Origin of the sequence: Salmonella sp. 2020_1395, assembly GCF_043848115.1 — a bacterium.
GTDB classification, from domain to species: domain Bacteria; phylum Pseudomonadota; class Gammaproteobacteria; order Enterobacterales; family Enterobacteriaceae; genus Salmonella; species Salmonella enterica.
In genome coordinates, this window is record NZ_JBCMFH010000003.1 from 36,994 (window position 1) to 61,685 (window position 24,692).

The following is a 24,692-nucleotide window of genomic DNA, read 5'->3' on the forward strand; positions in this document are numbered from 1 at the left end:
ATGACGGATAATCCGAACAAAAAAACCTTCTGGGATAAAATTCATATCGATCCCACGATGCTACTCATTCTGCTGGCGTTACTGGTTTATAGCGCGTTGGTCATCTGGAGCGCCAGCGGCCAGGACATCGGCATGATGGAGCGTAAAATCGGTCAGATTGCGATGGGGCTGGTGGTTATGGTGGTGATGGCGCAGATCCCGCCGCGCGTGTATGAAGGCTGGGCGCCCTATCTCTATATCATTTGTATCATTCTGCTGGTTGCCGTTGATGCCTTCGGCGCAATATCCAAGGGCGCGCAGCGCTGGCTCGATCTGGGAATCGTTCGCTTTCAGCCTTCGGAAATAGCCAAAATCGCCGTGCCGCTGATGGTCGCCCGCTTTATTAACCGCGACGTCTGCCCGCCCTCGCTGAAAAATACCGCCATCGCCCTGGTATTAATCTTTATGCCTACCCTGCTGGTCGCCGCCCAGCCGGACCTGGGGACGTCTATTCTGGTCGCCCTTTCCGGTCTCTTTGTCCTATTTTTGTCTGGTCTGAGCTGGCGCTTAATTGGGGTCGCCATTGTATTGATCGCTGCATTTATTCCTATTTTGTGGTTTTTCCTGATGCACGATTACCAACGCCAGCGCGTCATGATGCTCCTTGATCCGGAGACCGATCCGCTGGGCGCGGGCTATCATATTATTCAGTCTAAAATCGCCATTGGCTCAGGCGGCCTGCGCGGTAAAGGCTGGCTCCACGGCACCCAGTCGCAGCTGGAGTTTTTACCCGAGCGCCATACCGACTTTATCTTCGCGGTACTGGCGGAAGAGCTCGGTCTGGTGGGCATCCTGATTCTGCTCGCGCTCTATATTTTGCTAATAATGCGCGGCTTGTGGATTGCCGCCAGAGCGCAAACTACATTTGGTCGCGTGATGGCTGGCGGATTAATGTTAATATTATTCGTTTATGTCTTCGTAAATATTGGTATGGTGAGCGGTATTCTGCCTGTGGTTGGAGTACCTTTACCCCTGGTCAGCTACGGGGGCTCCGCACTGATTGTGCTGATGGCCGGGTTCGGGATTGTGATGTCGATCCACACCCACAGAAAAATGTTGTCGAAAAGCGTATAAGGGGTGCGCAATGCGTAAGCAGTTGCCTGTAATCTGCGTCGCGGCAGGGATAGTACTACTCGCGGCATGTACTAATGACGGCGGTCAGCAGCAAACCACCGTCGCGCCGCAACCTGCGGTATGTAATGGTCCGACTGTGGAAATCAGCGGAGCGGAACCGCGTTATGAACCTCTGAATCCGACCGCAAACCAGGATTATCAGCGTGACGGTAAAAGTTATAAAATCGTTCAGGACCCGTCCCGCTTTAGCCAGGCTGGCCTGGCCGCTATTTATGATGCGGAACCCGGCAGTAATTTAACCGCCTCCGGGGAGATGTTCGATCCGATGCAGCTTACCGCCGCCCATCCGACACTGCCTATCCCCAGCTATGCGCGAATCACCAACCTGGCCAACGGTCGCATGATCGTCGTGCGTATTAACGATCGCGGCCCCTATGGCACCGATCGGGTCATCTCCCTGTCCCGCGCGGCGGCGGATCGTCTGAATACCTCGAATAATACTAAAGTACGGATTGACCCCATTATCGTGGCGCCGGATGGTTCGCTCTCCGGCCCGGGGATGGCCTGTACGACGGTGGCGAAACAGACCTACGCTCTGCCCCCTCGCCCTGATTTAAGCGGCGGCATGGGAAGCGCCTCTTCAGCGCCTGCGCAACCGCAAGGCGACGTTCTTCCGGTCAGTAATTCCACGTTGAAAAGTGACGATACCACCGGTGCGCCGGTGAGCAGCAGCGGCTTCCTCGGCGCGCCGACTACGCTGGCGCCTGGCGTGCTGGAGAGTAATGAACCGACGCCGGCACCACAGACAGCGCCGGTTTCCGCGCCGGTGACGGCTCCAGCGACTGCGACGCCGGTAAGCGCGCCTGCTGCCGCGGCCCCGGTATCTGCCCCGGTGAGCGCGCCTGCCGCCGCGGCGAGCGGTCGTTTCGTCGTCCAGGTCGGCGCCGTCAGCGATCAAACGCGCGCGCAGCAGTACCAACAGCGTTTAAGCCAGCAGTTCAGCGTACCAGGACGCGTAATACAAAACGGCGCGGTCTGGCGTATTCAACTGGGGCCTTTTGCCAGTAAAGCCGAAGCCAGCGCGTTACAGCAACGTTTGCAAACAGAAGCACAATTACAGTCCTTTATCGCCAGCGCGCAGTAACCGATCGCAGGTATCTGTACTGTCAATTTCTGTAAATGACATTAACAAAGTCACGCGGAAAGTCAGATGCCTGCCAGTTATGCTTTTGCTATAGTAGGGCTCTTTTTTTAATTTCATCACGGACGTCGTAGTTCAGACCATGAAGACCACTTTTTCCGCTCGTTTTATGCAGCGCATGGCGCTCACCACGGCGCTTTGTGCCGCGTTTATCTCAACCGCACATGCCGATGACCTGAATATCAAAACTATGATCCCGGGTGTTCCGCAGATCGATGCGGAATCCTACATCCTGATCGACTACAACTCCGGCAAAGTTCTGGCGGAACAAAACGCCGACGAACGTCGCGACCCGGCTAGTCTGACAAAGATGATGACCAGTTACGTCATCGGACAGGCAATGAAAGCGGGTAAATTTAAAGAAACCGACCTGGTTACCGTCGGTAATGACGCCTGGGCCACCGGCAATCCGGTATTTAAAGGTTCCTCGCTGATGTTCCTCAAACCGGGAATGCAGGTACCGGTCTCTCAGTTGATACGCGGCATCAATCTGCAATCCGGCAATGACGCCTGTGTGGCGATGGCTGATTTCGCCGCCGGTAGCCAGGATGCTTTCGTCGGGCTGATGAACAGCTATGTGAACGCGTTGGGGCTGAAAAATACCCACTTCCAGACCGTACACGGCCTGGACGCCGACGGACAATACAGTTCAGCTCGCGATATGGCGCTGATTGGTCAGGCGTTAATTCGCGATGTGCCTAACGAATATGCCGTTTATAAAGAAAAAGAGTTCACCTTTAACGGCATTCGCCAGTTAAACCGTAACGGTCTGCTGTGGGATAACAGCCTGAATGTGGACGGCATCAAAACCGGCCATACCAGCAAAGCGGGCTATAATCTGGTCGCTTCCGCAACCGAAGGCCAGATGCGATTGATTTCCGCCGTGATGGGCGGACGGACCTATAAAGGCCGTGAAACAGAAAGCAAAAAACTGCTGACGTGGGGCTTCCGTTTCTTTGAAACCGTTAATCCGCTGAAGGCTGGTAAAGAGTTCGCCTCTGAACCCGCCTGGTTTGGTAATACCGATCGCGCCTCGCTGGGCGTTGATAAAGACGTTTACCTGACGATCCCTCGCGGCCGCATGAAAGATTTGAAAGCGAGCTATGTACTGAATACCGCAGAACTGCACGCGCCGCTGCAGAAAAACCAGGTGGTCGGCACCATCAACTTCCAGCTGGACGGTAAAACCATCGAGCAGCGTCCGCTGGTCGTACTGCAAGAGATCCCGGAAGGGAACTTCTTCGGTAAAATCATTGATTACATTAAATTAATGTTCCATCACTGGTTTGGATAAAAATTGAACGCTTGAAAGTGTGATTTTCGTCCCCATATACTATGCATCAGTAAAACTCCCGCCCTGTGGCGGGAGTTGTTATTTTTTTACGTAATGCCGGAGCTGACATGAAAACCAAACTTAACGAACTGCTTGAATTCCCTACGCCATTTACTTACAAAGTAATGGGGCAGGCGTTACCTGAGCTGGTTGATCAGGTGGTTGAAGTGGTACAGCGCCATGCGCCTGGTGATTACTCTCCGACGGTAAAACCGAGCAGCAAAGGCAACTACCACTCGGTCTCTATCACCATTAATGCCACCCATATTGAACAGGTTGAAACGCTGTACGAAGAACTGGGCAATATTGATATCGTGCGAATGGTATTGTAATACATCCAGACGGTTACCCGGTCTTATCCGGGTAACTCCCCGCCTCCCCCGCTGTGATATACTTTCCTCTCTTTTTTCATTCTCTACGGAGATGCCGTTTTGTATCAGGATAAAATCCTTGTCCGCCAGCTCGGCCTTCAGCCCTATGAAGCTATCTCTCAGGCCATGCATAACTTTACCGATATGCGCGATGAAAACAGCCATGATGAAATCTGGTTGGTTGAGCATTACCCGGTGTTTACCCAGGGCCAGGCCGGTAAAGCGGAACATATATTGATGCCTGGCGATATTCCCGTTGTGCAGAGCGATCGTGGAGGACAGGTGACCTATCATGGTCCGGGCCAACAGGTAATGTACGTTTTACTTAACCTGAAACGACGTAAACTGGGCGTGCGTGATTTAGTCACCCTACTTGAACAGACCGTGGTGAATACGCTGGCTGAAATTGGTATTGAGGCGCATCCGCGCGCCGATGCGCCGGGCGTCTATGTGGGTGAAAAGAAAATCTGCTCGCTGGGTTTACGTATCCGTCGCGGCTGCTCATTCCACGGTTTAGCGCTAAACGTTAACATGGATCTTTCTCCTTTCCTGCGTATCAACCCGTGTGGTTATGCCGGCATGGAAATGGCCAAAATAACACAGTGGAAGGAAGACGCTACCACGGATAATATTGCGCCCCGCTTGCTGGCGAATATTTTAGCTCTGCTAAATAATCCACCGTATGAATATATTGCTGCTTAATGCGTAAAATATAATGGCCCAAGAAATTTATGGGTCATTAATCATATATGATTTGAATGCTTTACTTCTCCCCCCGCTTTCTATATTTTCGTTATATCCCTGCTGTAGCCGCCAGGCGGCATGGCCTCTTCAGTCCTCATGATGAGGAATTTTCCGTGAACAAAATCCCGGCCTTGCTGCTACTTATCTTATTGAAATGACTAAAAATACATTCATAAGAGTAATTTTAAAACCAACTCATAAATGCAAAATATACTATTTCATCTATTATTCATAATACGAATGAATTCGGAGCCAGAGCGTGAGTGATAATAATCAGGCAGAAAGACAACCGGCCGATCAACACCTACAAGACAAACCGCAAATTTTCAGAACACTGAGAAATATTGACCTCAATCTGTTGACGATTTTCGAGGCCGTATATGTCCATAAAGGGATCGTCAATGCAGCGAAAATTCTTAACCTGACGCCGTCAGCCATCAGCCAGTCCATTCAAAAATTACGGACTATATTTCCCGATCCGCTGTTTATTCGCAAAGGCCAGGGCGTAACGCCCACGACGTATGCTACGCATCTGCACGAATACATCAGCCAGGGGCTGGAATCTATTCTTGGCGCCCTGGATCTTACGGGCAGCTATGATAAGCAACGCACCATTACAATTGGCACGACGCCTTCGGTCGGCGCGCTAGTGATGCCGATTATTTACCAGGCCATCAGGCCGCGTTATCCTCAGCTTTTGCTGCGCAACATTCCGGTAGACGATGCCGAAAGCCAGCTTAGTCAGTTTCAGACCGATCTCATTATCAATACCCATAGCTATAACAACCGGAGCATCCAGCATCACGTCCTGTTTAGCGATACGCTTGAGATTGTCTGCCGCCAGCATCACCCGTGTCTGGCGAACGCCATTACTGAAGAGAGACTGAACAGCGCGGATCACACCTTTCTGATGCTGGAGGGACAACATCTTTCCCTCCTGCGCCAGCGACTGCAGGAGACATTTCCCGATCAGCAAATCAGTTTTAGCAGCTACAATATTTTTACCATTGCCTCGCTGATCGCCAGCAGCGATCTGCTGGGACTGATGCCCACCCGCTTCTACGACTTATTTAGCCGCTGCTGGCCGCTTGAGCGCCTTCCCTACGCGCCGGTGAATAGTGAACAGGTCGAGTTCTCGCTGCATTACAATAAACTGAGTCTGCGCGATCCGGTGCTGGAGAACGTCATTGATATCATTCGTGAGGCGTTCTGACAAAAATGTTGCATTCAGGTCACGGAAGATATGGGCAAACAGCACAAAACAACAACTATTTTACATTTTGCCGGGCTGTCAGGCTGCTTTATGGCCCTTATCAATGATATACTGCGTGTCACAAATTCAAAAATAGTTGATAAATACAACTTTCCCTTGAATTGAAACGCTTTCCTTCGTTATTCGCAACTGGAACACGCACGCTATGAGTAAACCCATTGTGATGGAACGCGGTGTAAAATACCGCGATGCCGATAAGATGGCTCTTATCCCGGTTAAAAATGTGGTCACAGAGCGCGACGCTCTACTACGTAAACCGGAATGGATGAAAATAAAACTTCCGGCGGATTCTACCCGTATCCAGGGCATCAAAGCCGCAATGCGCAAAAATGGCCTGCATTCTGTCTGCGAGGAAGCGTCTTGCCCAAACCTGGCTGAATGTTTCAACCACGGTACCGCTACGTTTATGATCCTTGGCGCCATTTGCACTCGCCGCTGTCCGTTCTGTGATGTCGCCCATGGCCGCCCCGTTGCGCCGGATGCGGAAGAGCCGCAGAAACTGGCGCAAACGATCGCCGACATGGCGCTACGCTATGTGGTCATCACCTCTGTCGACCGTGACGATCTGCGTGACGGCGGCGCCCAGCATTTTGCTGACTGCATCACCGCCATCCGCGCCAAAAGCCCGGAGATAAAAATAGAGACCCTGGTGCCAGACTTCCGTGGACGTATGGATCGCGCGCTGGATATCCTTAACGCGACGCCGCCGGATGTGTTTAACCACAACCTGGAAAACGTGCCGCGTATCTACCGCCAGGTTCGTCCGGGCGCCGATTACAACTGGTCGCTGAAATTACTGGAACGCTTCAAAGAAGCGCACCCGGAAATTCCGACAAAATCGGGTCTGATGGTGGGCTTAGGCGAAACCAATGCGGAAATCATTGAGGTTATGCGCGACTTACGCCGTCACGGCGTTACCATGCTGACGCTTGGTCAGTATCTACAGCCAAGCCGCCATCACCTGCCGGTACAGCGTTATGTCAGCCCGGAAGAGTTTGACGAGATGAAAGCGGAAGCTCTGGCGATGGGCTTTACCCATGCCGCCTGTGGCCCCTTTGTACGTTCTTCGTACCATGCTGATCTCCAGGCCAAAGGCATGGAAGTGAAATGATCGTGTAATAGACGCTTACATTTCAGGCAAAAAAAACCGGCAACTCGCCGGTTTTTTTACTCTGCGGAGCAAGCGCATCGCGCTATTACTCTTTGTGCGAGAGTTTTTCAGCCTGAACGCTACCGTCGACGTCTTTCTTAACGCCCGCGTCTTCATCGTTCATTGCTTTCTTGAATCCTTTAATCGCCGTGCCCAGGTCTCCGCCCAGCGTACGTAACTTCTTGGTACCAAACAGCAGAACAACCAGTGCGGCAACCACCAGCAGTTTGGTAATACTAATCTCACCCATAGATACCTTCTTCACTAAAAACAGGCTGCGTAACGCGCCGGATTAACCTGAGAATATTAACGGTCTTTCGACGCGCGCACACAATAGCAATCTGTAACAAGGTGAATCAAGCTTTGCGTAAAAAAACATCATAATAATTGCGGTGGCGCAAATCGTCGTTGCTGCAAAAGAGGAAGTTGCTCCCGCACCTGGTCTATTCGTTCTCTGAATATTTCCGCGACGATCAGCGCCGGACGATCGGCTGCCGCGGCTATCGTTACCCCCAACGGATCGATAATACGACTTTGACCAATATTACGATTACCACACTCCCCGGCCGCAATCATATAGCAGGTGGTATCCAGCGCTCTCGCCGCCAGCAGCGTCGACCACTGCTGCTCTTTCAACGGGCCGCGAACCCAGCCCGTCGGCAGCGCCAATACGTCAGCCCCCTGTAAAGCCAGCGCTAACGCCATGTCCGGAAAGCGCAGGTCATAACAGGTCATAAGCCCCACCTTAACCCCCTCCACGTCCAGTACAGGCGCGATAACGGTTCCGGCATCAATACTTTGGGATTCTTGCATCGAAAACGCATCATAGAGATGCAGCTTCGCGTAACGCGCGACAATGTTACCCGCCCGTAGCGCCACCAGCATATTAACCGCCCGTCCAGGCGTTGACGGGACAAGGATAGTGAATATCGTCGTCATATTATTATGAGCGCTTTCTTCCAGAAGCCGCGTCATAAACGCGCCATCCAGCGGCTGCGCGGCGCGAATCGGCAGGTCAAGGTCGATGTCATCTCGCGCTAATATCCCCTCAGGCAACACCAGAAGCGATACGCCGCGGCACGCCGCCTGAGCCATTAACGAAACGCAAACTTGCGCATTCTTTTCCCATACAGAACTCACCACAAACTGCCCGGCTGCAACGAACATATCCCCTCCCACACCTCTGTCAGGACTCGCCAATTATGCGTGTTCGGCGTTACACTCCTCCTGTATAGCAATTAAATAAAGGATTCGGCAGTGTTACAGCTTCTTTTAGCAGTTTTTATCGGCGGTGGAACGGGGAGCGTAGCCCGGTGGATGCTAAGTATGCGTTTTAATCCGCTTCATCAGGCGATTCCCATCGGTACGCTAACAGCAAATTTGCTTGGCGCGTTTATTATCGGCATGGGGTTCGCCTGGTTTAACCGCATGACACATATCGATCCGATGTGGAAAGTGCTCATCACAACCGGCTTTTGCGGCGGCCTGACGACCTTTTCTACTTTTTCTGCTGAAGTGGTATTCTTGCTGCAAGAGGGGCGCTTTGGCTGGGCGCTACTGAATGTGCTGATTAACCTGTTGGGTTCGTTTGCCATGACGGCGCTGGCATTCTGGCTATTTTCCGCCGCAGCGGCGCGTTAAGCGCAAAAAAAACCCGCCGAAAGGGCGGGTTTTGAAATCTTGCTGTCGGACGTATGCTTACAGAGCAGTTACGTTTGCAGCGGAAGGGCCTTTGGCACCGTTAGTGATTTCGAACTCTACGCGCTGACCTTCAGCCAGAGTTTTAAAACCATTGGTCTGGATTGCAGAGAAGTGTACGAACACGTCTTTGCTGCCATCTTCCGGAGTAATGAAACCGAATCCTTTGGATTCATTAAACCACTTAACGTTACCTTTAATCTTAGACATCAAAATTACCTTTACATGAAAAATAGACACAAATGCTGTGTCGGATACCAGTACAACAATTGTGATGCATTTTGTCCAGTCGAACTTTGCGAAAAAGTGATAAATATCGCGTTAATTTTTAGCTAACCCTATCTACTTATTGTTTTTTAAGGATTTTTAATTCACAACTGAAGCATGCCCTTCCCCGTCAAAACTGGAAACGCATCCAGGCGAAATAGACATTTCCGTTGTTATACGAACCCGGAATGTAGGTCATCTGAAAGGTAGCGGGCCCATAACCTATCGACGCTAAAGGCAACAGCACAGGGATGGGAATATAATTCCAGTTGTCGCGCGCGGTAACGCCTGCGGTAAAGCCCAGTCCCAGACGAAAATTATCGTCTTCCAGCGGTCGCCAGGTTTTTTCCCAGCCATAACCGCCTATGGGTTCCCATTTGTTAAATGAATCTTTAAAGGCCATCATATAGAGGCCATGCCAGTTGCCTTTGTCGTCCCAGCGCGACTGACCAAAACCAACGCCCCACGGCCGCTCGTTATAGCGATCCGTTTTCTCTTTATCGTAGGCAAAGCGCGCATGCCAGGTAATGGCGGGGACATACAAATCATAATGCTCAGGCTGTCGCCACGTTTCTGCGACGTTATCGGTAAACGTGTTAAACCACCCTTTATCCGCCGCAGAGACTGAAGGAATAGCCAGCCATGGCATAACAAGGAGAGCAATAATAAGAAAATACTTTCTGATAATCATCACAACAGCCATACCGTTCAAAAATTCGACTGTGATAATAACAACATTAACCTGAATAAAATCTTAACAAACTATAAACAGAGAATAATCTGAGAGAGTATCGGGTTAACGGCGTTTGATTTAGCACTCAGAACCGTCGCGCGCTCCTTAATAAGCTTTCACAAAAAACACAAAACAAAGCACAACAAATAAAACAATAAAATAACAATAAATTAATACTTATAGCGCTACAGAAAATTCGTATAAGCATATTTCATCTTTAGCGATGACATGAAAAAATAACCGCGCCGTGATTTTAATCAGTAAGGCGCCATCCTTTATTCGGTACATTTTTATACCACTTTTGTGGCTCTTATTTTTACTCTGGGTGTCGATAAGACAGGGGAAACAATGCTAACAGTTATAGAGCTCCTTATCGGAGTCGTCGTTATTGTGGGTGTAGCGCGCTACATCATTAAGGGATATTCCGCCACTGGCGTTTTATTTGTCGGCGGTCTGGTTCTACTTATTATCAGCGCGCTGATGGGGCATAAGGTATTACCTGCCAGCGAAACCAGTACCGGCTATACCGCAACAGATATTGTTGAATACATCAAAATTTTGCTTATGAGTCGCGGCGGCGATCTTGGCATGATGATCATGATGCTGTGCGGCTTTGCCGCCTATATGACGCATATCGGCGCGAATGATATGGTCGTGAAGCTGGCGTCGAAACCTTTACAGTACATAAACTCGCCCTACCTGTTGATGATTGCTGCCTATTTTGTCGCCTGCCTGATGTCGCTGGCCGTCTCTTCCGCGACGGGGCTTGGCGTACTGCTCATGGCTACTCTCTTCCCGGTGATGGTCAACGTCGGCATTAGCCGCGGCGCGGCGGCGGCTATTTGCGCCTCTCCGGCCGCCATTATCCTCTCGCCAACGTCTGGCGATGTGGTTTTAGCCGCAAAAGCGGCGGAGATGCCGTTAATCGATTTCGCGTTCAAAACCACGCTGCCAATTTCCATCGCCGCCATTATCGGTATGGCGATTGCGCACTTTTTCTGGCAACGCTATCTGGATAAAAAAGAGAACATTTCACATGAGATGCTGGACGTGGCGGAGATTACCACCACAGCCCCGGCGTTTTATGCCCTTTTACCGTTCACGCCCATTATCGGCGTACTGATTTTTGACGGTAAATGGGGGCCGCAGTTGCACATTATTACCATTCTGGTGATCTGTATGCTGCTGGCCGCCGTGCTGGAATTCGTGCGCGGCTTCAACACGCAAAATGTGTTTTCCGGCCTGGAAGTGGCTTATCGCGGCATGGCGGATGCGTTTGCCGGCGTTGTGATGCTGCTGGTCGCGGCGGGCGTTTTCGCCCAGGGGCTGAGCACCATTGGCTTTATCCAAAGTCTGATCTCGATTGCCACTTCTTTTGGCTCCGCCAGCATTATTCTGATGCTGGTCTTAGTGATTTTAACCATGCTGGCCGCGATGACCACCGGTTCAGGCAATGCGCCTTTTTACGCCTTTGTTGAGATGATCCCTAAACTGGCGCACTCCTCCGGTATCAACCCAGCCTATTTATCCATCCCAATGCTGCAAGCCTCAAACCTGGGGCGCACGATTTCGCCGGTCTCCGGCGTCGTGGTCGCTGTCGCCGGGATGGCTAAAATATCACCGTTTGAAGTGGTGAAACGCACGTCCGTTCCGGTCATCGTCGGTCTGTTGATCGTCATTATCGCCACGGAAATTATGGTGCCGGGCGCCTCTTCCGCCGTTACTGACGGCTGATAGCCGGTAAGCCGGGGCGAGGGAAAACATCGCCCCGGCATCTTAAACCAGGCTTAGCCGCCGTGGTAAATACGCTGCGGCCTGCCCACTTTGCCATGAATAATCTCTGCGACAATCAGGTGCCGACTCGCGCAATATTCCAGGTAGCGTCGGGATGTGGTGCGGCTTATCGTTAAGGCCTGCGCGACCGTTTCAGCCGTATGGCGTACGGTTGGATCGGCAAACAGCTTCATCACCGCATTAAGGGTTAAGGCATCAATACCGGTCGGCAAATCCCCTTTCGGTTCGCCGCGCGCATAGGCGTTGAACATTTCATCTATCTGCTTCTGGCTTGCGCTATCCGCGCTCGCCAGCATACGTCTGCGCTGTTGATAGCGGGTCAGCGTCTGCCCCAAACGCTCATAAGCAATAGGTTTGACCAGATAATCAAACGCGCCGCTACGTACCGCTTCCGCTACCGTCTCCATGTCACTGGCGGCGGTCGTAAACACGACGCCGCCGGGATAGCGCGACTGCATTAATTCATGCAGCAGCGTAATCCCCTTCCCATCCGGCAGATAATTATCCAACAGAATTAATCCAGGTTTGAACCGGTCAATCATCATTCTCGCCTGCGCCAGATTGCCCGCCAGCCATATCTGGTTAAAGCCAGGAATATGGCGGATATATTCTGCGTGCATTTCCGCCAGCAGCGTTTCATCCTCAACGATCAATAGGGTTAATGGTTCTGTCATCGTTTTTTTTCACTTTCGGAAGGAATAAAGAAAATAAGGTGCCACAAGGATCATTGTCTTCCAGCGTAATGACCCCGCCACAGCGCCCCACATAACTTGCAATCAGATATAACCCGATACCATGCTCACCGGGTTCGTCAGTTCGGGTACTTACGCCCTGCTCAAAAATTTTTTCCCGCAGCGCTTCAGGAACGCCGCAGCCCTGGTCGGCGACCTCTATTACCACCTCGTCGCCCTCGTCGCTCAGGAAAAGTTCGATGGTATTGTCGCCTTCCTGTGTACGCAAACTCGCCTCAAACGCGTTATCCAGCAGATTCCCGACGATGGCGGCGAACTCCGTGCTATCCAGCCCCTCCGGCAGTTGATGTAGCTGGCTGCCGGGAACAATCACCATCTTGAGCCCCAGTTCACGCGCGCGCTGAACTTTGCCAAACAGCAAACCGGCCACCTGACGATCGGCGAAGGCGCCGCGTAAACTATCAATAAGTTGCTGCTGCGCCTGCGATTCGCCCTGCACCATCTCTCTGACCCGATCATACTCTTTCATTTGCAGCAGGCCGTTCAGAGTCGACATCCAGTTCAGGTGCTCATGGCGTAGCGTGCGCAGGCTCTCAACATACTGTTTAATCTGGGTTAACTGCGCGTTCAACGTCGCGATTTCATCTTTGCTGCGAAAACTAATAATAGCGCCCAGCAGCTCCTCGCCGGAACGGATAGCCTCACGATTGGCGATGACGCTCAGGCCATTGAAGTTGGCCATCACGTCCTGGCGTCTTTCTGCGATCTGGCAGGTAAAAAAGTCTGCCGGATTGACGACTTCCGCTATCAGCTTGCCCAGCCACTGACGCCCCGGCGACGGCAGCCCCAACATTTTTCTCGCACTGCGGTTAATCGCGGTGATATGTCCCTCCGGATCAACGGCGATCAGCCCTTCATAAACCGAGCTAAACAACGCCTCCTGCTGGCGTACCACGCGCGCAATCTGTTTCGGCTCCATGCCCAGCATTTGTCGGCGGATATGCGCGGCGAAAAACCAGGAAAGCAGCATTAAGACCACCAGCAACAGGACAAAAACTCCCGCCATCGGTAATAAGAAGTCCAACCGCCAGGAGTCGATTTTACTGACCAGATAGCCAATTGAAACAACGCCGATCACGTTGCCTTCGTTGTCAAAGATAGGCGTTTTGGCGCGCATCGCCATCCCTATTGAGCCCTTACCGGTAATGAAATAACTTTCTCCTCTTTCCAGCGCGCCGGGTTTCGTAAACTGCATGGGATAGCCGATTTTTTCCGGATTCGGATGGTAAAGCCGGATTGAGTGGCGATCGCCTATCACCACATAGTCAAAATCCGTCCCGCGCTGCAGTTTATTCGCAATTATCGCCAGGCGTTTATAGTCCCGGTTTTTTACGGCAGCGATAATGCTGTCGTTAGAAGCAATAATTTTTGCCTGATTCATCGCCATATCACGAACATGGGACGCCAGATAATCTTCGAAACTGGCAGACAAATATTGTGCTAACGCTGCCACGATGAAAACAGAAACCACCAGAATGAGCAGAAAAATACGTAACGGAAACGCGAGTTGCCGAAAAAAAGGAAACAGCTTTTTATTTTTCTGATAGGACATTAAGGTTCCTTATGGGCATTTCTCTTCAGATTTATCGCAAATGTAATAAAAATGTTTTGAGTATCTTGAAGCATATAAAAACCAATCGTTACAGATTCCCCACATTAAATCAATTAAACAACTAAAACCCACCGCCGGAATGGCGATTAAATTAATTAAAAAACTTAAAACCATAAAACACTTAAAAACCATCTAACGCTTTGTGAAATAAATCAAAATTTACCACCAAAATACTCCTTACGATGTATACGTCAGTGAGAAAAAATAAATAACTCGTCATAAAAATACTCCCACTCTGACTGAAAAGAAAAAGTTATCAAGTTGCAACACAGCGCAACATATACAGAAAAGTGGCAACAAGCATATCACTAGGATATTTCTTACTATGTTTGGCAATAATGTATTCACTCGGGTAAAACGCTCTGAAAATAAAAAAATGGCGGAGATCGCTCACTTTCTCAAAGAGAATGATTTAAGCGTCGATACCACTGTAGAAGTGTTTATTACCGTCAGCCGTGATGACCGTCTTATTGCCTGCGGCGGTATTGCCGGAAATATCATTAAATGCGTGGCCATTAGCGAATCAGTACGCGGCGAAGGCTTAGCGTTAACGCTGGCGACGGAATTGATTAATCTCGCCTGGGAACGGCACTGCACCCATCTTTTTATTTATACCAAAACGGAATACGAAGCGCTGTTTAAACAGTGCAGCTTTTCGACGATAGCCAGCGTCCCTGGCGTAATGGTCTTAATGGAAAATAGCGCGACCCGGTTGAAACGGTATGCGGAATCGCTGGCGACATTGCGTCATGAGGGAAAGAAAATTGGCTGTATTGTGATGAACGCCAATCCTTTCACGCACGGCCATCGCTATCTGATCCAACAGGCGGCGGCACAGTGCGACTGGCTGCATCTGTTCCTGGTCAAAGAAGATACGTCACGCTTTCCCTATGAAGACCGACTCGATCTGGTCCTTAAAGGGACTACCGATATCCCGCGCTTAACCGTTCACCGCGGCTCCGAATACATTATCTCTCGGGCGACGTTCCCCTGCTATTTCATTAAAGAGCAGAGCGTCATTAATCACTGTTATACCGAAATCGACCTGAAGATTTTCCGCCAGTATCTGGCGCCCGCGCTTGGCATCACACACCGCTTTGTCGGTACGGAGCCGTTTTGCACCGTTACCGCCCAGTACAACCTTGATATGCGTTTCTGGCTGGAGACGCCAACGCTTCCCGCCCCACCCATTACGCTGGTGGAAATAGAGCGGCTTTGCTTCCAGGAGACGCCGATATCCGCCTCCTGGGTACGCAAGCTGCTGGTTAAACACGATCTCACGGCTATCGCGCCGCTGGTTCCCGACGCCACCCTGCGCTATTTGCAGGGCATGGTCGAACGCCATCCGGGCAGCGCGGCAGCCCGTCAAAAGTCCCCCGTATTAGCAACAGGTGAAAAATGAAAATAAACCAGCTAGCCGTCGCAGGCACGCTTGAGTCCGGCGATGTGATGATACGCATTGCGCCGCTCGATACGCAGGATATTGACCTGCAAATCAACAGTAGCGTTGAAAAACAGTTTGGCGAGGCCATTCGCGCCACCATCCTGGAGGTGCTTTCTCGCTACGACGTGCGCGGCGTACAACTGAACGTCGATGATAAAGGCGCTCTGGACTGCATTTTGCGCGCCCGACTGGAAACGCTACTGGCGCGCGCCAGCGGTATTGCCGCTCTGCCCTGGGAGGATCGCCAATGATTTCCGCCTCTCTGCAACAACGTAAAACCCGCACCCGCCGCAGTATGTTATTCGTACCGGGCGCCAACGCGGCGATGGTGAGCAATTCGTTTATCTACCCGGCCGACGCGCTGATGTTCGACCTGGAAGACTCCGTTGCATTACGCGAAAAAGACGCGGCGCGCCGTCTGGTATATCACGCGCTGCAACACCCGCTTTACCGTGACGTCGAAACTATTGTCCGCGTGAATGCGCTGGACTCCGAATGGGGCGTCAACGATCTGGAAGCGGTCGTGCGCGGCGGCGCGGACGTGGTGCGTTTACCGAAAACCGACACCGCGCAGGACGTCATTGATATCGAAAACGAAATTCTGCGCATTGAAAACGCCTGCGGTCGCGAACCGGGCAGTACCGGCCTGTTAGCCGCCGTGGAATCGCCGCTGGGTATTACCCGCGCGGTAGAAATCGCCCACGCCTCTGAACGGTTGATCGGGATTGCGCTGGGCGCGGAAGACTATGTTCGCAACCTGCGCACCGAACGCTCTCCGGAAGGCACCGAACTGCTGTTCGCCCGCTGCGCCATTTTGCAGGCCGCGCGTTCCGCCGGCATTCAGGCCTTCGATACCGTCTATTCCGACGCCAACAACGAAGCCGGTTTCCTGCAAGAAGCCGCCCACATTAAACAGTTGGGCTTTGACGGTAAGTCACTGATCAACCCCCGCCAGATAGAACTGCTGCACAACCTTTATGCGCCGACGCGTAAAGAGGTCGCCCATGCGCGTCTGGTCGTTGAGGCCGCAGAAGCCGCCGCCCGCGAAGGTCTCGGCGTCGTTTCCCTTAACGGCAAGATGGTCGACAGCCCGGTGATTGAACGCGCCCGTCTGGTGCTCTCCCGTGCAGAACTTTCCGGTATTCGCGAAGAATAAGGCAAAAAAATGACGCAGAAAAATGAATCTCAACGCCAGGATCGCGTAGCCGCCTGGAGCCGTCACGCTGAAAGCGAACTGAGCGCTTACCAAAGTGCGGCAAAATTGGATCTACAAGCGCAAAAACCGCGCGACCACAAACTGTGCGCCAGCCTGGAAGAGGCCATCCGCCGTTCCGGTTTACGCGACGGCATGACGGTCTCTTTTCACCACGCGTTTCGCGGCGGCGATCTAACGATTAACCTGGTGATGGAAACCATCGCGAAGATGGGCTTCAAAAACCTGACCCTGGCCTCCAGTTCGCTGAGCGACTGCCATGCGCCGCTGGTTGAACACATTCGTAACGGGGTGGTCAGCCGCATCTACACGTCAGGCCTGCGCGGCCCGCTGGCGGAAGAAATTTCTCGCGGCCTGCTGGCTGAGCCGGTTCAGATTCACTCCCACGGCGGTCGTGTGCATCTGGTACAAAGCGGCGAACTCAATATTGATGTTGCGTTTCTTGGCGTGCCCTCCTGCGATGAATTCGGTAATGCTAATGGTTATACCGGCAAAGCTTGTTGCGGTTCACTGGGCTACGCGATGGTGGATGCCGACAGCGCGAAGCAAGTCGTGATGCTGACGGAGCAACTGCTGCCGTATCCGCATAACCCGGCAAGCATCGCTCAGGATCAGGTTGATCTGATCGTGCAAATCGAAGAAGTCGGTGATGCAAACAAAATCGGCGCTGGCGCGACCCGCATGACCACTAATCCGCGTGAACTGCTGATCGCCCGCAGCGCGGCGGAAGTCATTGCTCACTCCGGCTACTTCAACGAAGGTTTCTCCCTGCAAACCGGCACCGGCGGCGCATCGCTGGCGGTCACCCGCTTCCTGGAAGACAAAATGCGTAGCCGCAACATTGTGGCTAATTTCGCGCTGGGCGGTATCACCGCCACCATGGTCGACCTGCATGAAAAGGGCTTAATCCGCAAACTACTTGACGTGCAGAGCTTCGATCGTAACGCTGCGCAATCTTTGGCCCGCAACCCGAACCATATCGAAATCAGCGCTAACCAGTACGCCAACTGGGGCTCTAAAGGCGCTTCCGTCGACCGTCTGGACGTGGTGGTACTGAGCGCGCTGGAAGTCGACACCCACTTCAATGTTAACGTGCTGACCGGCTCCGACGGCGTTCTACGCGGCGCGTCCGGCGGTCACTGCGATACCGCCGTCGCGGCGGCGCTGTCCATCATCGTCGCGCCGCTGGTGCGTGGTCGCATCCCAACGCTGGTTGATAACGTCACCACCTGCGTCACACCAGGCTCCAGCGTCGACATTCTGGTCACCGATCACGGTATCGCCGTCAATCCGGCGCGTCCGGAGCTGGCTGAACGCCTGAAAGCAGCGGGAATGAAAGTGGTATCGATTGAGTGGCTGCGCGAACGCGCGCAACTGCTTACCGGTCAGCCCCGCCCTATCGAATTCACCGACCGCGTGATTGCTGTCGTGCGTTATCGCGACGGTTCAGTGATCGATGTGGTGCATCAGGTGAAGGAATAAGCCATGCGCCTGTTTCCTGAACTCGCCACCTGTCACGACGTTTCTATTCCTGAGCTGCTCGCCAGCCGGGATGAGAGACAAGCAAGACAGCGCGCCTGGCTAACGCGCCACGCCACTCCACTGGTCTCCTTTACCGTGGTGGCGCCAGGCCCGATAAAAGACAGCGCGTTAACCCGCCGGATCTTTAATCACGGCGTGACTGCCCTGCACACGCTGGCAGAAGAGTATGGCTGGACTATCCGGGAGCAGGCTGCACTGGTTTCCGCCAGCGGGCCGGAAGGGCTGCTGGCGATTGACGCGCCCGCTCAGGCGCTCAAACAGGCGACCATCGCGCTTGAACAGCGTTATCCACTGGGGCGCCTGTGGGATATCGATGTCCTGACGGCGGAAGGCGAAATACTCTCCCGCCGCCATTTCGCGCTTCCCGCTCGCCGCTGTCTGCTGTGCGGGCAAAGCGCGGCTGAATGCGCGCGGGGTAAAACCCACGCGCTGACTGATTTACTGACTCATATGGAGGCGCTGCTGCATGATGCCGATTCCCGTCAACCCGACTAACGCCTCCATTCAGCCTCAGTCGCTGTATGACGCCTGGGCCGATTTGGCCTGGCGCGCCATGCTGACCGAGGTAAATTTATCGCCAAAACCCGGTCTGGTAGACCGACTAAACTGCGGCGCGCACAAAGATATGGCGCTGGCGGATTTTCACCGCAGCGCGGAGGCGATTCGACACTGGCTGCCGCGCTTTATGGAATATGGCGCCAGCTGCACGCGCCTGCCGCCAGAGTCGGTTCTGGCGGGCCTGCGTCCATTGGGGATGGCCTGTGAAGCCGCGATGTTTCGCGCAACGGCGGGCGTCAATACCCATAAAGGCAGCATTTTCTCGCTGGGGTTACTGTGCGCCGCCATTGGCCGCCTGTATCAGCTACGCCAGCCGATCGCCGCAGAAACACTCTGCGCTACCGCCGCCGATTTTTGCCGCGGCCTGACCACGCGCGAACTGCGCCAGAACAACCTACAGCTCACCGCAGGCCAGCGGCTGTATCAGCAACTGGGATTAACCGGCGCGCGCGGTGAAGCGGAAGCGGGCTATCCGCTGGTCATCCGCCACGCGTTGCCGCACTACCGCGCATTGCTGGCGCAGGGGCGCGATCCGGAACTGGCGCTGCTTGATACCTTACTGCTGCTGATGTCGCTTAACGGCGATACCAACGTCGCGTCGCGCGGCGGGGCGGACGGTCTGCGCTGGTTACAGCAGCAGGCTGCGGTCTTATTACAGCAGGGCGGCATACGGACGCCTGACGATCTCGTTTATCTCCACCGGTTCGATCAGCAATGCATTGAACGCAATCTCAGCCCAGGCGGTAGCGCCGATCTGCTGATCGTGACCTGGTTTTTAGCGCAAATTTCGCAAGTTAATCATTAACACAATTATAGAAAATATCCTTTCCGGAGAGTCATTTATGTCTTTATCCAAAGATAATATATGGAAGTTGTTGGCCCCATTAGTGGTGATGGGCGTCATGTTGCTAATTCCTGTTCCAGATGGTATGCCGCCACAGGCCTGGCACTATTTTGCGGTTTTCGTCGCGATGATTGTCGGTATGATCCTGGAGCCGATCCCGGCGACAGCGATCAGTTTTATCGCCGTAACCATTTGCGTTATCGGCAGCAATTACCTGCTATTTGACGCATCAGAACTAGCCGATCCGGCGTTTAAAGCCAGTAAACAGGCGCTGAAATGGGGGCTTGCCGGTTTCTCCAGCACCACGGTCTGGCTGGTTTTCGGCGCGTTTATTTTCGCGCTGGGCTACGAAGTGACCGGGCTGGGGCGCCGCATTGCGCTGTTTCTGGTAAAATTCATGGGTAAACGCACGCTGACGCTCGGCTATGCGATTGTCATTATCGATATTTTGCTGGCGCCGTTTACTCCCTCCAATACGGCTCGTACCGGCGGGACTGTCTTCCCGGTCATCAAGAACCTGCCGCCGCTGTTTAAATCGTTTCCAAACGATCCTTCCGCACGCCGCATCGGCGGTTATTTGATGTGGATGATGGTGATCAGTACCAGCCTGAGCTCTTCGATGTTTGTCACTGGCGCGGCGCCAAACGTGTTAGGTCTGGAGTTCGTCAGCAAGATCGCCGGCGTCCAGATTAGCTGGCTGCAGTGGTTTCTCAGCTTTCTGCCGGTAGGGATTATTTTACTGATCGTTGCGCCGTGGCTCTCCTATGTGCTTTATAAACCTGAAGTGACCCACAGTGCGGAAGTCGCAGCCTGGGCTGGCGGCGAGTTAAAAAACATGGGGCGTCTGTCCCGCAAAGAGTGGACGCTGATTGGCCTGGTGCTGCTTAGCTTAGGATTGTGGGTTTTTGGTGGAAAAATCATCAACGCCACTGCCGTGGGTCTGCTGGCCGTCTCGCTGATGCTGGCGCTGCATGTTGTGCCGTGGAAAGACATTACGCGCTACAACAGCGCCTGGAACACCCTGGTAAACCTCGCTACGCTGGTGGTCATGGCTAATGGCTTAACCCGCTCCGGCTTTATTGACTGGTTCGCCAATACCATGAGTACGCATCTGGAAGGTTTCTCGCCGGATGCAACCGTCATTGTACTGGTACTGGTGTTCTATTTCGCGCACTACCTGTTCGCCAGCCTTTCCGCTCACACCGCGACCATGCTGCCGGTCATTCTGGCGGTGGGTAAAGGCATTCCGGGCGTTCCGATGGAACAACTGTGTATTCTGCTGGTGCTGTCTATCGGTATCATGGGCTGTCTGACGCCGTATGCCACCGGCCCTGGTGTGATTATCTACGGCTGCGGTTACGTGAAATCCAAAGACTACTGGCGGCTTGGCGCAATCTTTGGCGTTATCTATATCGCGATGCTGTTGCTGGTGGGCTGGCCGATTCTGGCAATGTGGAATTAAACATTACGCCAACGTAGGTTAAAAATGATGCCGTTCAGGTTCACCTGAGCGGCATTTTTTATGATTAAATGGGTAACATTCATAATGTGTATAATTTATCGAATTCATCATGAACACAATATGGCATTACAGTCCGCTGCTGGCTGTCCTCTTAACCCCAATTTTTGCCGCCAACGCCGACGAACTTCAGGCGCAACAGTACGGTGATTTCACTGACTATGTGCTGGCGCTTTCCTGGCAAACCGGTTTTTGTCAAAGCCAGCATGAACGCCGCCATCGGGAACCCGATGAGTGCCGTCTGCAAAAAGAGCCAGCCAACAAAGCAGACTTTCTGACCGTTCACGGCCTGTGGCCTGGATTACCCAAATCTATCGCCGCACGCGGTGTTGACCAGCGACGCTGGCAGCGCTTTGGCTGTGCGACGCGGCCAATCCCGAATCTGCCTGAAGTCAAGGCCAGCCGGAAATGCTCCGCCCCCGCCCCCGGACTTTCGCCTGACATCGCGGCAGCGCTTAAGGAAGTGATGCCCGGCGCGGGGGGGAATTCCTGTCTGGAGCGCTACGAATATGCCAAACATGGCGCCTGTTTCGGGTTTGATCCCAATGCCTATTTCGGCACCATGATACGGCTGGATAAGGCGATAAAAGACAGCGCGCTGGGGCAGTTTCTGGCGGATAATTACGGCAAAACCGTTAGCCGCGCTGAGTTTGATAGCGTCGTCGCACAAATGTGGGGCCAGGATAATGTCAAAGCCGTTAAAGTAAACTGCCATGGCAATCCCGCCTATTTAACAGAGATTCAGTTTTCATTAAAGGCGTCGATGATTAACGCGCCGCTCTCCTCTGCCTCATTCCTGCCGCAGCCGCATCCCGGCAACTGCGGGAAACAGTTTATTATCGATAAAGCCGGTTATTGACGAAGCAGAGGTTTAAAACCGTAGCCACATTTGAGAACACGCCCGAATGTAGACTAAAATTCACTCAGGGCTATGACGTTTGAGGATTTACCCGAATGTGAACTAAATCACTTCAAAGACGGGGTAAGTCTCAGTATCATCATGAGAGTTAAACCCTCGCCGCCAGACGGTGAGGGTTTTCTTTTGGGACCATTTACCTGCACTACTCGCAGTATCGATGACATGGAGTAAGAAATGTCCAGACCCACTATTATCATTAACGACCTTGACGCCGAACGTATTGATCGTCTTCTGGAACAGCCTGCGTATGCGGATCTGCCGATTGCCGACGCGCTCAACGCCGAACTGGATCGCGCGCAAATGTGCTCGCCACAAGAGATGCCGAACGATGTCGTCACCATGAACAGCCGCGTTAAATTCCGCAATTTGAGCGATGGTGAAACACGCGTGCGGACGCTGGTGTACCCCGCCAATATGACGGACAGCAGTACCCAGCTTTCGGTAATGGCGCCCGTCGGCGCGGCGTTGCTGGGACTGCGCGTCGGCGACACCATTCACTGGGAACTGCCGGGCGGCGCCTCCACCCATCTCGAAGTGCTGGAACTCGAATATCAGCCTGAAGCCGCGGGCGACTTCCTGCGTTAAACCATCTGCATAAGCGTTAATGCGTTTACACAGAGGATGCCTGCGCATCCTCTTTCCGTTAGCCCTTTCATTTCTGCCTGCTTCAGACAACGCCGCCTGGCATCGGGTTGACTACTCCCGTCGCCTGTTTCTGCGCCGCTTGTGCCGACGTCGCTCCCGGCACCAGGATAACCTTCCGGCACTCTTCTTCGCGTTTTTCGAAAATTTCGTAGCCGCGCGCCGCCTCTTCAAACGGCATATAGTGCGTGACAATCTCCTCCGGCTTCAGCAACCCTTTTTCAATAAGCGGTAATAGTTCCCCCAGCCACGCGTGAACATGGGTTTGACCCATTTTAAAAGTTAGCCCCTTATCAAAGGCGTCGCCGAATAAAAAGCCGTGAATAAAACCGGCATACACGCCGGGTACGCTGACCACGCCGCCGCGTCTGACCGCCGCGATACATTGTCGCAGCGCTTTGCCGCTGCTGCCTTCCAGTTTAAGGTTCGTCAGCACCGTCTCCGTCATGCTGCCTTTCGCTTCAAAGCCTACGGCATCAATTACCGCGTCCACGCCGCGGTGTCCTGCCGTCTGCTCGATGATTTTTTCCGCCGGATCGTTCTCATCATCGAAGTTGATCGGTATCGCGCCATAACGTTCTTCGGCGAAACGCAAGCGCCAGGCGTGGTGATCAACGACGAAGATCTGCTCCGCGCCCAGCAGTCGCGCACAGGCGATAGTCAGTAATCCTACCGGCCCTGCGCCAAAAACCGCCACGCTGGAACCTTGCTGAATCTGGGCATTTTTTGCCGCCTGCCAGGCGGTAGGCAAAATATCAGAAAGAAACAGCGCCTTATCGTCAGATAACAGCGGCGGCACCTTAAATGGACCAACATTACCTTTTGGCACGCGAACATATTCGGCCTGTCCGCCGGGAACGCCGCCATACAGATGGCTATACCCAAACAGCGCCGCCGGTGGCGGGATCTGTTTTTTATTCATCGCCGCGCCGTGTCCGTCGTTAGTGTTTTCACACGCTGAATATTGCTGTAGCCGACAGAAAAAACAGTCACCACAGGCAATGACAAACGGGATAACGACCCGATCCCCTTTCTGAATATTCTTTACATCATGTCCGGTTTCCACCACTTCGCCCATAAATTCATGGCCGAAAATATCACCATGTTTTACCTGTGGGATCTTGCCGCGATAGAGATGCAAATCAGATCCGCAAATCGCGGTGGCGGTAACACGCAAAATGATATCGTCAGGCTGCTCAATGCCGGGATCGGGTACGTTTTCAACCTTTACGTGATGTGGACCATGATACGTCAATGCTTTCATGCAGCCTCCGGGGTAACGGTGAATGTTACGTTCGACTATAAAAGGGTAGCTATCCCGGAGAGACTGCCGGAAAAACAGGCGGCTTTAGGATTTTTCCTGGAAAATACACGACTTTTTTAACGTCAGGTTGCCGTAATATTTAAAATTGCCAGACAAATAGCAGAAAGAAACATTATTATATGCTTGAATAAATTCAGTATTGATTAACAGGGAGTAACGGGTATGTATAAGACAATCATTATGCCGGTTGATGTTTTTGAAATGGAACTTAGCGATAAAGCCATTCGCCACGCTGAGTTTCTGGCGCAACAGGATGGCGTCATTCATCTGTTGCATGTACTGCCTGGGTCCGCGAGCATGAGTCTGCACCGCTTTGCCGCCGACGTGCGTCGCTTTGAAGAACATTTACAGCATGAGGCGGAAACGCGTCTGCAAACGATGGTGGGACACTTCAGTATCGATCCTTCACGAATTAAAACGCATGTTCGCTTTGGTAGCGTGCGCGATGTCGTCAATGAGATGGGCGAAGAACTGGATGCGGATGTCGTGGTAATCGGTTCGCGTAATCCGTCCATCACGACACACCTGTTGGGGTCTAACGCCTCAAGCGTGGTGCGCCATGCGACGCTGCCAGTATTGGTTGTGCGTTAACCCTGGCGGCTAAAAACTGACACGCCCTGCCAGGTCACGCCTGGCAGGGCTTTTT

The 24,692-nt window shown here is 52.8% G+C and carries 26 protein-coding genes; 19 read left to right on the forward strand and 7 right to left on the reverse strand.

Features of this window, described 5'->3' with window-relative positions; translation table 11 throughout:
* The 7 genes from mrdB (at nucleotide 1) to lipA (ending at nucleotide 7,146) form a co-directional block, all read left to right on the forward strand.
* Nucleotides 1-1,113 (forward strand): peptidoglycan glycosyltransferase MrdB, encoded by a 1,113-nt coding sequence (gene mrdB, locus ACH0WD_RS05040; protein ID WP_000131713.1) that lies wholly within the window; start codon nucleotides 1-3, stop codon nucleotides 1,111-1,113.
* 10 nt (nucleotides 1,114-1,123) lie between these two features.
* The gene (gene rlpA, locus ACH0WD_RS05045) at nucleotides 1,124-2,257 is read left to right on the forward strand and encodes an endolytic peptidoglycan transglycosylase RlpA (protein WP_001231303.1); all 1,134 of its coding nucleotides are present in this window, start codon (nucleotides 1,124-1,126) and stop codon (nucleotides 2,255-2,257) included.
* 139 nt (nucleotides 2,258-2,396) lie between these two features.
* Nucleotides 2,397-3,608, forward strand: a complete 1,212-nt coding sequence (gene dacA, locus ACH0WD_RS05050) for a D-alanyl-D-alanine carboxypeptidase DacA (protein WP_000858711.1) — start codon at nucleotides 2,397-2,399, stop codon at nucleotides 3,606-3,608.
* A gap of 107 nt (nucleotides 3,609-3,715) precedes the next feature.
* Nucleotides 3,716-3,979, forward strand: coding sequence for a DUF493 family protein YbeD (ybeD, locus tag ACH0WD_RS05055; RefSeq protein ID WP_000850547.1), 264 nt, complete (start codon nucleotides 3,716-3,718; stop codon nucleotides 3,977-3,979).
* Between the two features lie 99 nt (nucleotides 3,980-4,078).
* Entirely contained in the window at nucleotides 4,079-4,720 is a 642-nt protein-coding gene (lipB, locus tag ACH0WD_RS05060; protein ID WP_000284009.1) for a lipoyl(octanoyl) transferase LipB, read from the forward strand.
* Between the two features lie 301 nt (nucleotides 4,721-5,021).
* Entirely contained in the window at nucleotides 5,022-5,975 is a 954-nt protein-coding gene (locus ACH0WD_RS05065; protein ID WP_001282817.1) for a YbeF family transcriptional regulator, read from the forward strand.
* 205 nt (nucleotides 5,976-6,180) lie between these two features.
* Complete coding sequence (lipA, locus tag ACH0WD_RS05070) at nucleotides 6,181-7,146, forward strand: lipoyl synthase (RefSeq protein ID WP_000042640.1); 966 nt, start codon at nucleotides 6,181-6,183, stop codon at nucleotides 7,144-7,146.
* 85 nt (nucleotides 7,147-7,231) lie between these two features.
* Here the strand turns inward: lipA and tatE are convergent, their stop codons facing one another.
* On the reverse strand, nucleotides 7,232-7,435 hold the full coding sequence (gene tatE / locus ACH0WD_RS05075) for a twin-arginine translocase subunit TatE (RefSeq protein ID WP_000503938.1): 204 nt from the start codon (nucleotides 7,433-7,435) through the stop codon (nucleotides 7,232-7,234).
* 128 nt (nucleotides 7,436-7,563) lie between these two features.
* Entirely contained in the window at nucleotides 7,564-8,352 is a 789-nt protein-coding gene (locus ACH0WD_RS05080; RefSeq protein ID WP_000495786.1) for a deaminated glutathione amidase, read from the reverse strand.
* Between the two features lie 90 nt (nucleotides 8,353-8,442).
* Between ACH0WD_RS05080 and crcB the strand changes: the two genes are divergently transcribed.
* Entirely contained in the window at nucleotides 8,443-8,826 is a 384-nt protein-coding gene (gene crcB / locus ACH0WD_RS05085) for a fluoride efflux transporter CrcB (RefSeq protein ID WP_000939753.1), read from the forward strand.
* A gap of 57 nt (nucleotides 8,827-8,883) precedes the next feature.
* Here crcB and cspE read toward each other — a convergent pair whose 3' ends face one another.
* Nucleotides 8,884-9,093, reverse strand: coding sequence for a transcription antiterminator/RNA stability regulator CspE (cspE, locus tag ACH0WD_RS05090; protein ID WP_000034826.1), 210 nt, complete (start codon nucleotides 9,091-9,093; stop codon nucleotides 8,884-8,886).
* Nucleotides 9,094-9,280: 187 nt separating this feature from the next.
* Complete coding sequence (gene pagP, locus ACH0WD_RS05095; RefSeq protein ID WP_001623090.1) at nucleotides 9,281-9,853, reverse strand: lipid IV(A) palmitoyltransferase PagP; 573 nt, start codon at nucleotides 9,851-9,853, stop codon at nucleotides 9,281-9,283.
* A gap of 378 nt (nucleotides 9,854-10,231) precedes the next feature.
* Here pagP and dcuC point away from each other — a divergent pair, with 378 nt between their 5' ends.
* Nucleotides 10,232-11,617 carry an anaerobic C4-dicarboxylate transporter DcuC gene (gene dcuC, locus ACH0WD_RS05100; protein ID WP_000958618.1) on the forward strand — a complete coding sequence of 462 codons (1,386 nt, stop codon included), beginning with the start codon at nucleotides 10,232-10,234 and terminating at the stop codon, nucleotides 11,615-11,617.
* A 53-nt stretch (nucleotides 11,618-11,670) separates the two neighbouring features.
* Here dcuC and dpiA read toward each other — a convergent pair whose 3' ends face one another.
* On the reverse strand, nucleotides 11,671-12,351 hold the full coding sequence (gene dpiA / locus ACH0WD_RS05105) for a two-component response regulator DpiA (RefSeq protein WP_000138786.1): 681 nt from the start codon (nucleotides 12,349-12,351) through the stop codon (nucleotides 11,671-11,673).
* A complete protein-coding gene (gene dpiB / locus ACH0WD_RS05110) occupies nucleotides 12,320-13,981 on the reverse strand; it encodes a sensor histidine kinase DpiB (protein WP_000121814.1) in 1,662 nt (553 codons plus the stop codon). Before dpiB ends, dpiA begins: the two co-directional genes overlap by 32 nt.
* Nucleotides 13,982-14,366: 385 nt before the next feature.
* Between dpiB and citC the strand changes: the two genes are divergently transcribed.
* The 9 genes from citC to rnk all read left to right on the forward strand — a co-directional run bounded on the left by citC (nucleotide 14,367) and on the right by rnk (nucleotide 22,665).
* The gene (citC, locus tag ACH0WD_RS05115) at nucleotides 14,367-15,443 is read left to right on the forward strand and encodes a [citrate (pro-3S)-lyase] ligase (RefSeq protein ID WP_000467872.1); all 1,077 of its coding nucleotides are present in this window, start codon (nucleotides 14,367-14,369) and stop codon (nucleotides 15,441-15,443) included.
* Entirely contained in the window at nucleotides 15,440-15,736 is a 297-nt protein-coding gene (gene citD / locus ACH0WD_RS05120; protein WP_000700679.1) for a citrate lyase acyl carrier protein, read from the forward strand. The genes citC and citD overlap by 4 nt, the downstream gene beginning before the upstream one ends.
* Nucleotides 15,733-16,641 (forward strand): citrate (pro-3S)-lyase subunit beta, encoded by a 909-nt coding sequence (gene citE / locus ACH0WD_RS05125; protein ID WP_000622342.1) that lies wholly within the window; start codon nucleotides 15,733-15,735, stop codon nucleotides 16,639-16,641. The genes citD and citE overlap by 4 nt, the downstream gene beginning before the upstream one ends.
* A 9-nt stretch (nucleotides 16,642-16,650) precedes the next feature.
* Nucleotides 16,651-18,180 carry a citrate lyase subunit alpha gene (citF, locus tag ACH0WD_RS05130; RefSeq protein ID WP_000192334.1) on the forward strand — a complete coding sequence of 510 codons (1,530 nt, stop codon included), beginning with the start codon at nucleotides 16,651-16,653 and terminating at the stop codon, nucleotides 18,178-18,180.
* 3 nt (nucleotides 18,181-18,183) lie between these two features.
* Complete coding sequence (citX, locus tag ACH0WD_RS05135; protein WP_001236066.1) at nucleotides 18,184-18,735, forward strand: citrate lyase holo-[acyl-carrier protein] synthase; 552 nt, start codon at nucleotides 18,184-18,186, stop codon at nucleotides 18,733-18,735.
* A complete protein-coding gene (citG, locus tag ACH0WD_RS05140; protein ID WP_000982671.1) occupies nucleotides 18,707-19,603 on the forward strand; it encodes a triphosphoribosyl-dephospho-CoA synthase CitG in 897 nt (298 codons plus the stop codon). The genes citX and citG overlap by 29 nt, the downstream gene beginning before the upstream one ends.
* Nucleotides 19,604-19,640: 37 nt before the next feature.
* Nucleotides 19,641-21,104: a citrate/succinate antiporter CitT gene (gene citT, locus ACH0WD_RS05145; RefSeq protein ID WP_000059028.1), complete on the forward strand. Its 1,464-nt coding sequence runs from the start codon at nucleotides 19,641-19,643 to the stop codon at nucleotides 21,102-21,104.
* A gap of 109 nt (nucleotides 21,105-21,213) precedes the next feature.
* On the forward strand, nucleotides 21,214-22,020 hold the full coding sequence (rna, locus tag ACH0WD_RS05150) for a ribonuclease I (RefSeq protein WP_001092585.1): 807 nt from the start codon (nucleotides 21,214-21,216) through the stop codon (nucleotides 22,018-22,020).
* Between the two features lie 234 nt (nucleotides 22,021-22,254).
* On the forward strand, nucleotides 22,255-22,665 hold the full coding sequence (gene rnk, locus ACH0WD_RS05155) for a nucleoside diphosphate kinase regulator (protein WP_000089748.1): 411 nt from the start codon (nucleotides 22,255-22,257) through the stop codon (nucleotides 22,663-22,665).
* Between the two features lie 82 nt (nucleotides 22,666-22,747).
* Here rnk and ACH0WD_RS05160 read toward each other — a convergent pair whose 3' ends face one another.
* Complete coding sequence (locus ACH0WD_RS05160) at nucleotides 22,748-23,986, reverse strand: zinc-dependent alcohol dehydrogenase (RefSeq protein ID WP_000646110.1); 1,239 nt, start codon at nucleotides 23,984-23,986, stop codon at nucleotides 22,748-22,750.
* 222 nt (nucleotides 23,987-24,208) lie between these two features.
* On the opposite strand from ACH0WD_RS05160, the gene uspG reads away from it, so the two are divergent.
* Nucleotides 24,209-24,637, forward strand: coding sequence for a universal stress protein UspG (uspG, locus tag ACH0WD_RS05165; protein WP_000278499.1), 429 nt, complete (start codon nucleotides 24,209-24,211; stop codon nucleotides 24,635-24,637).
* Nucleotides 24,638-24,692 lie beyond the last annotated feature (55 nt).

Coding starts and splice junctions, on each gene's coding strand:
- dcuC (WP_000958618.1), top strand. CDS start 10,232: ATGCTAACAGTTATAGAGCTCCTTATCGGAGTCGTCGTTATTGTGGGT.
- dacA (WP_000858711.1), top strand. CDS start 2,397: ATGAAGACCACTTTTTCCGCTCGTTTTATGCAGCGCATGGCGCTCACC.
- citT (WP_000059028.1), top strand. CDS start 19,641: ATGTCTTTATCCAAAGATAATATATGGAAGTTGTTGGCCCCATTAGTG.
- citF (WP_000192334.1), top strand. CDS start 16,651: ATGACGCAGAAAAATGAATCTCAACGCCAGGATCGCGTAGCCGCCTGG.
- citC (WP_000467872.1), top strand. CDS start 14,367: ATGTTTGGCAATAATGTATTCACTCGGGTAAAACGCTCTGAAAATAAA.
- ACH0WD_RS05160 (WP_000646110.1), bottom strand. CDS start 23,986: ATGAAAGCATTGACGTATCATGGTCCACATCACGTAAAGGTTGAAAAC.
- uspG (WP_000278499.1), top strand. CDS start 24,209: ATGTATAAGACAATCATTATGCCGGTTGATGTTTTTGAAATGGAACTT.
- citD (WP_000700679.1), top strand. CDS start 15,440: ATGAAAATAAACCAGCTAGCCGTCGCAGGCACGCTTGAGTCCGGCGAT.
- ACH0WD_RS05080 (WP_000495786.1), bottom strand. CDS start 8,352: ATGTTCGTTGCAGCCGGGCAGTTTGTGGTGAGTTCTGTATGGGAAAAG.
- rna (WP_001092585.1), top strand. CDS start 21,214: ATGAACACAATATGGCATTACAGTCCGCTGCTGGCTGTCCTCTTAACC.
- rlpA (WP_001231303.1), top strand. CDS start 1,124: ATGCGTAAGCAGTTGCCTGTAATCTGCGTCGCGGCAGGGATAGTACTA.
- citE (WP_000622342.1), top strand. CDS start 15,733: ATGATTTCCGCCTCTCTGCAACAACGTAAAACCCGCACCCGCCGCAGT.
- citX (WP_001236066.1), top strand. CDS start 18,184: ATGCGCCTGTTTCCTGAACTCGCCACCTGTCACGACGTTTCTATTCCT.
- dpiB (WP_000121814.1), bottom strand. CDS start 13,981: ATGTCCTATCAGAAAAATAAAAAGCTGTTTCCTTTTTTTCGGCAACTC.
- cspE (WP_000034826.1), bottom strand. CDS start 9,093: ATGTCTAAGATTAAAGGTAACGTTAAGTGGTTTAATGAATCCAAAGGA.
- dpiA (WP_000138786.1), bottom strand. CDS start 12,351: ATGACAGAACCATTAACCCTATTGATCGTTGAGGATGAAACGCTGCTG.
- mrdB (WP_000131713.1), top strand. CDS start 1: ATGACGGATAATCCGAACAAAAAAACCTTCTGGGATAAAATTCATATC.
- lipA (WP_000042640.1), top strand. CDS start 6,181: ATGAGTAAACCCATTGTGATGGAACGCGGTGTAAAATACCGCGATGCC.
- ybeD (WP_000850547.1), top strand. CDS start 3,716: ATGAAAACCAAACTTAACGAACTGCTTGAATTCCCTACGCCATTTACT.
- rnk (WP_000089748.1), top strand. CDS start 22,255: ATGTCCAGACCCACTATTATCATTAACGACCTTGACGCCGAACGTATT.
- tatE (WP_000503938.1), bottom strand. CDS start 7,435: ATGGGTGAGATTAGTATTACCAAACTGCTGGTGGTTGCCGCACTGGTT.
- citG (WP_000982671.1), top strand. CDS start 18,707: ATGATGCCGATTCCCGTCAACCCGACTAACGCCTCCATTCAGCCTCAG.
- pagP (WP_001623090.1), bottom strand. CDS start 9,853: ATGGCTGTTGTGATGATTATCAGAAAGTATTTTCTTATTATTGCTCTC.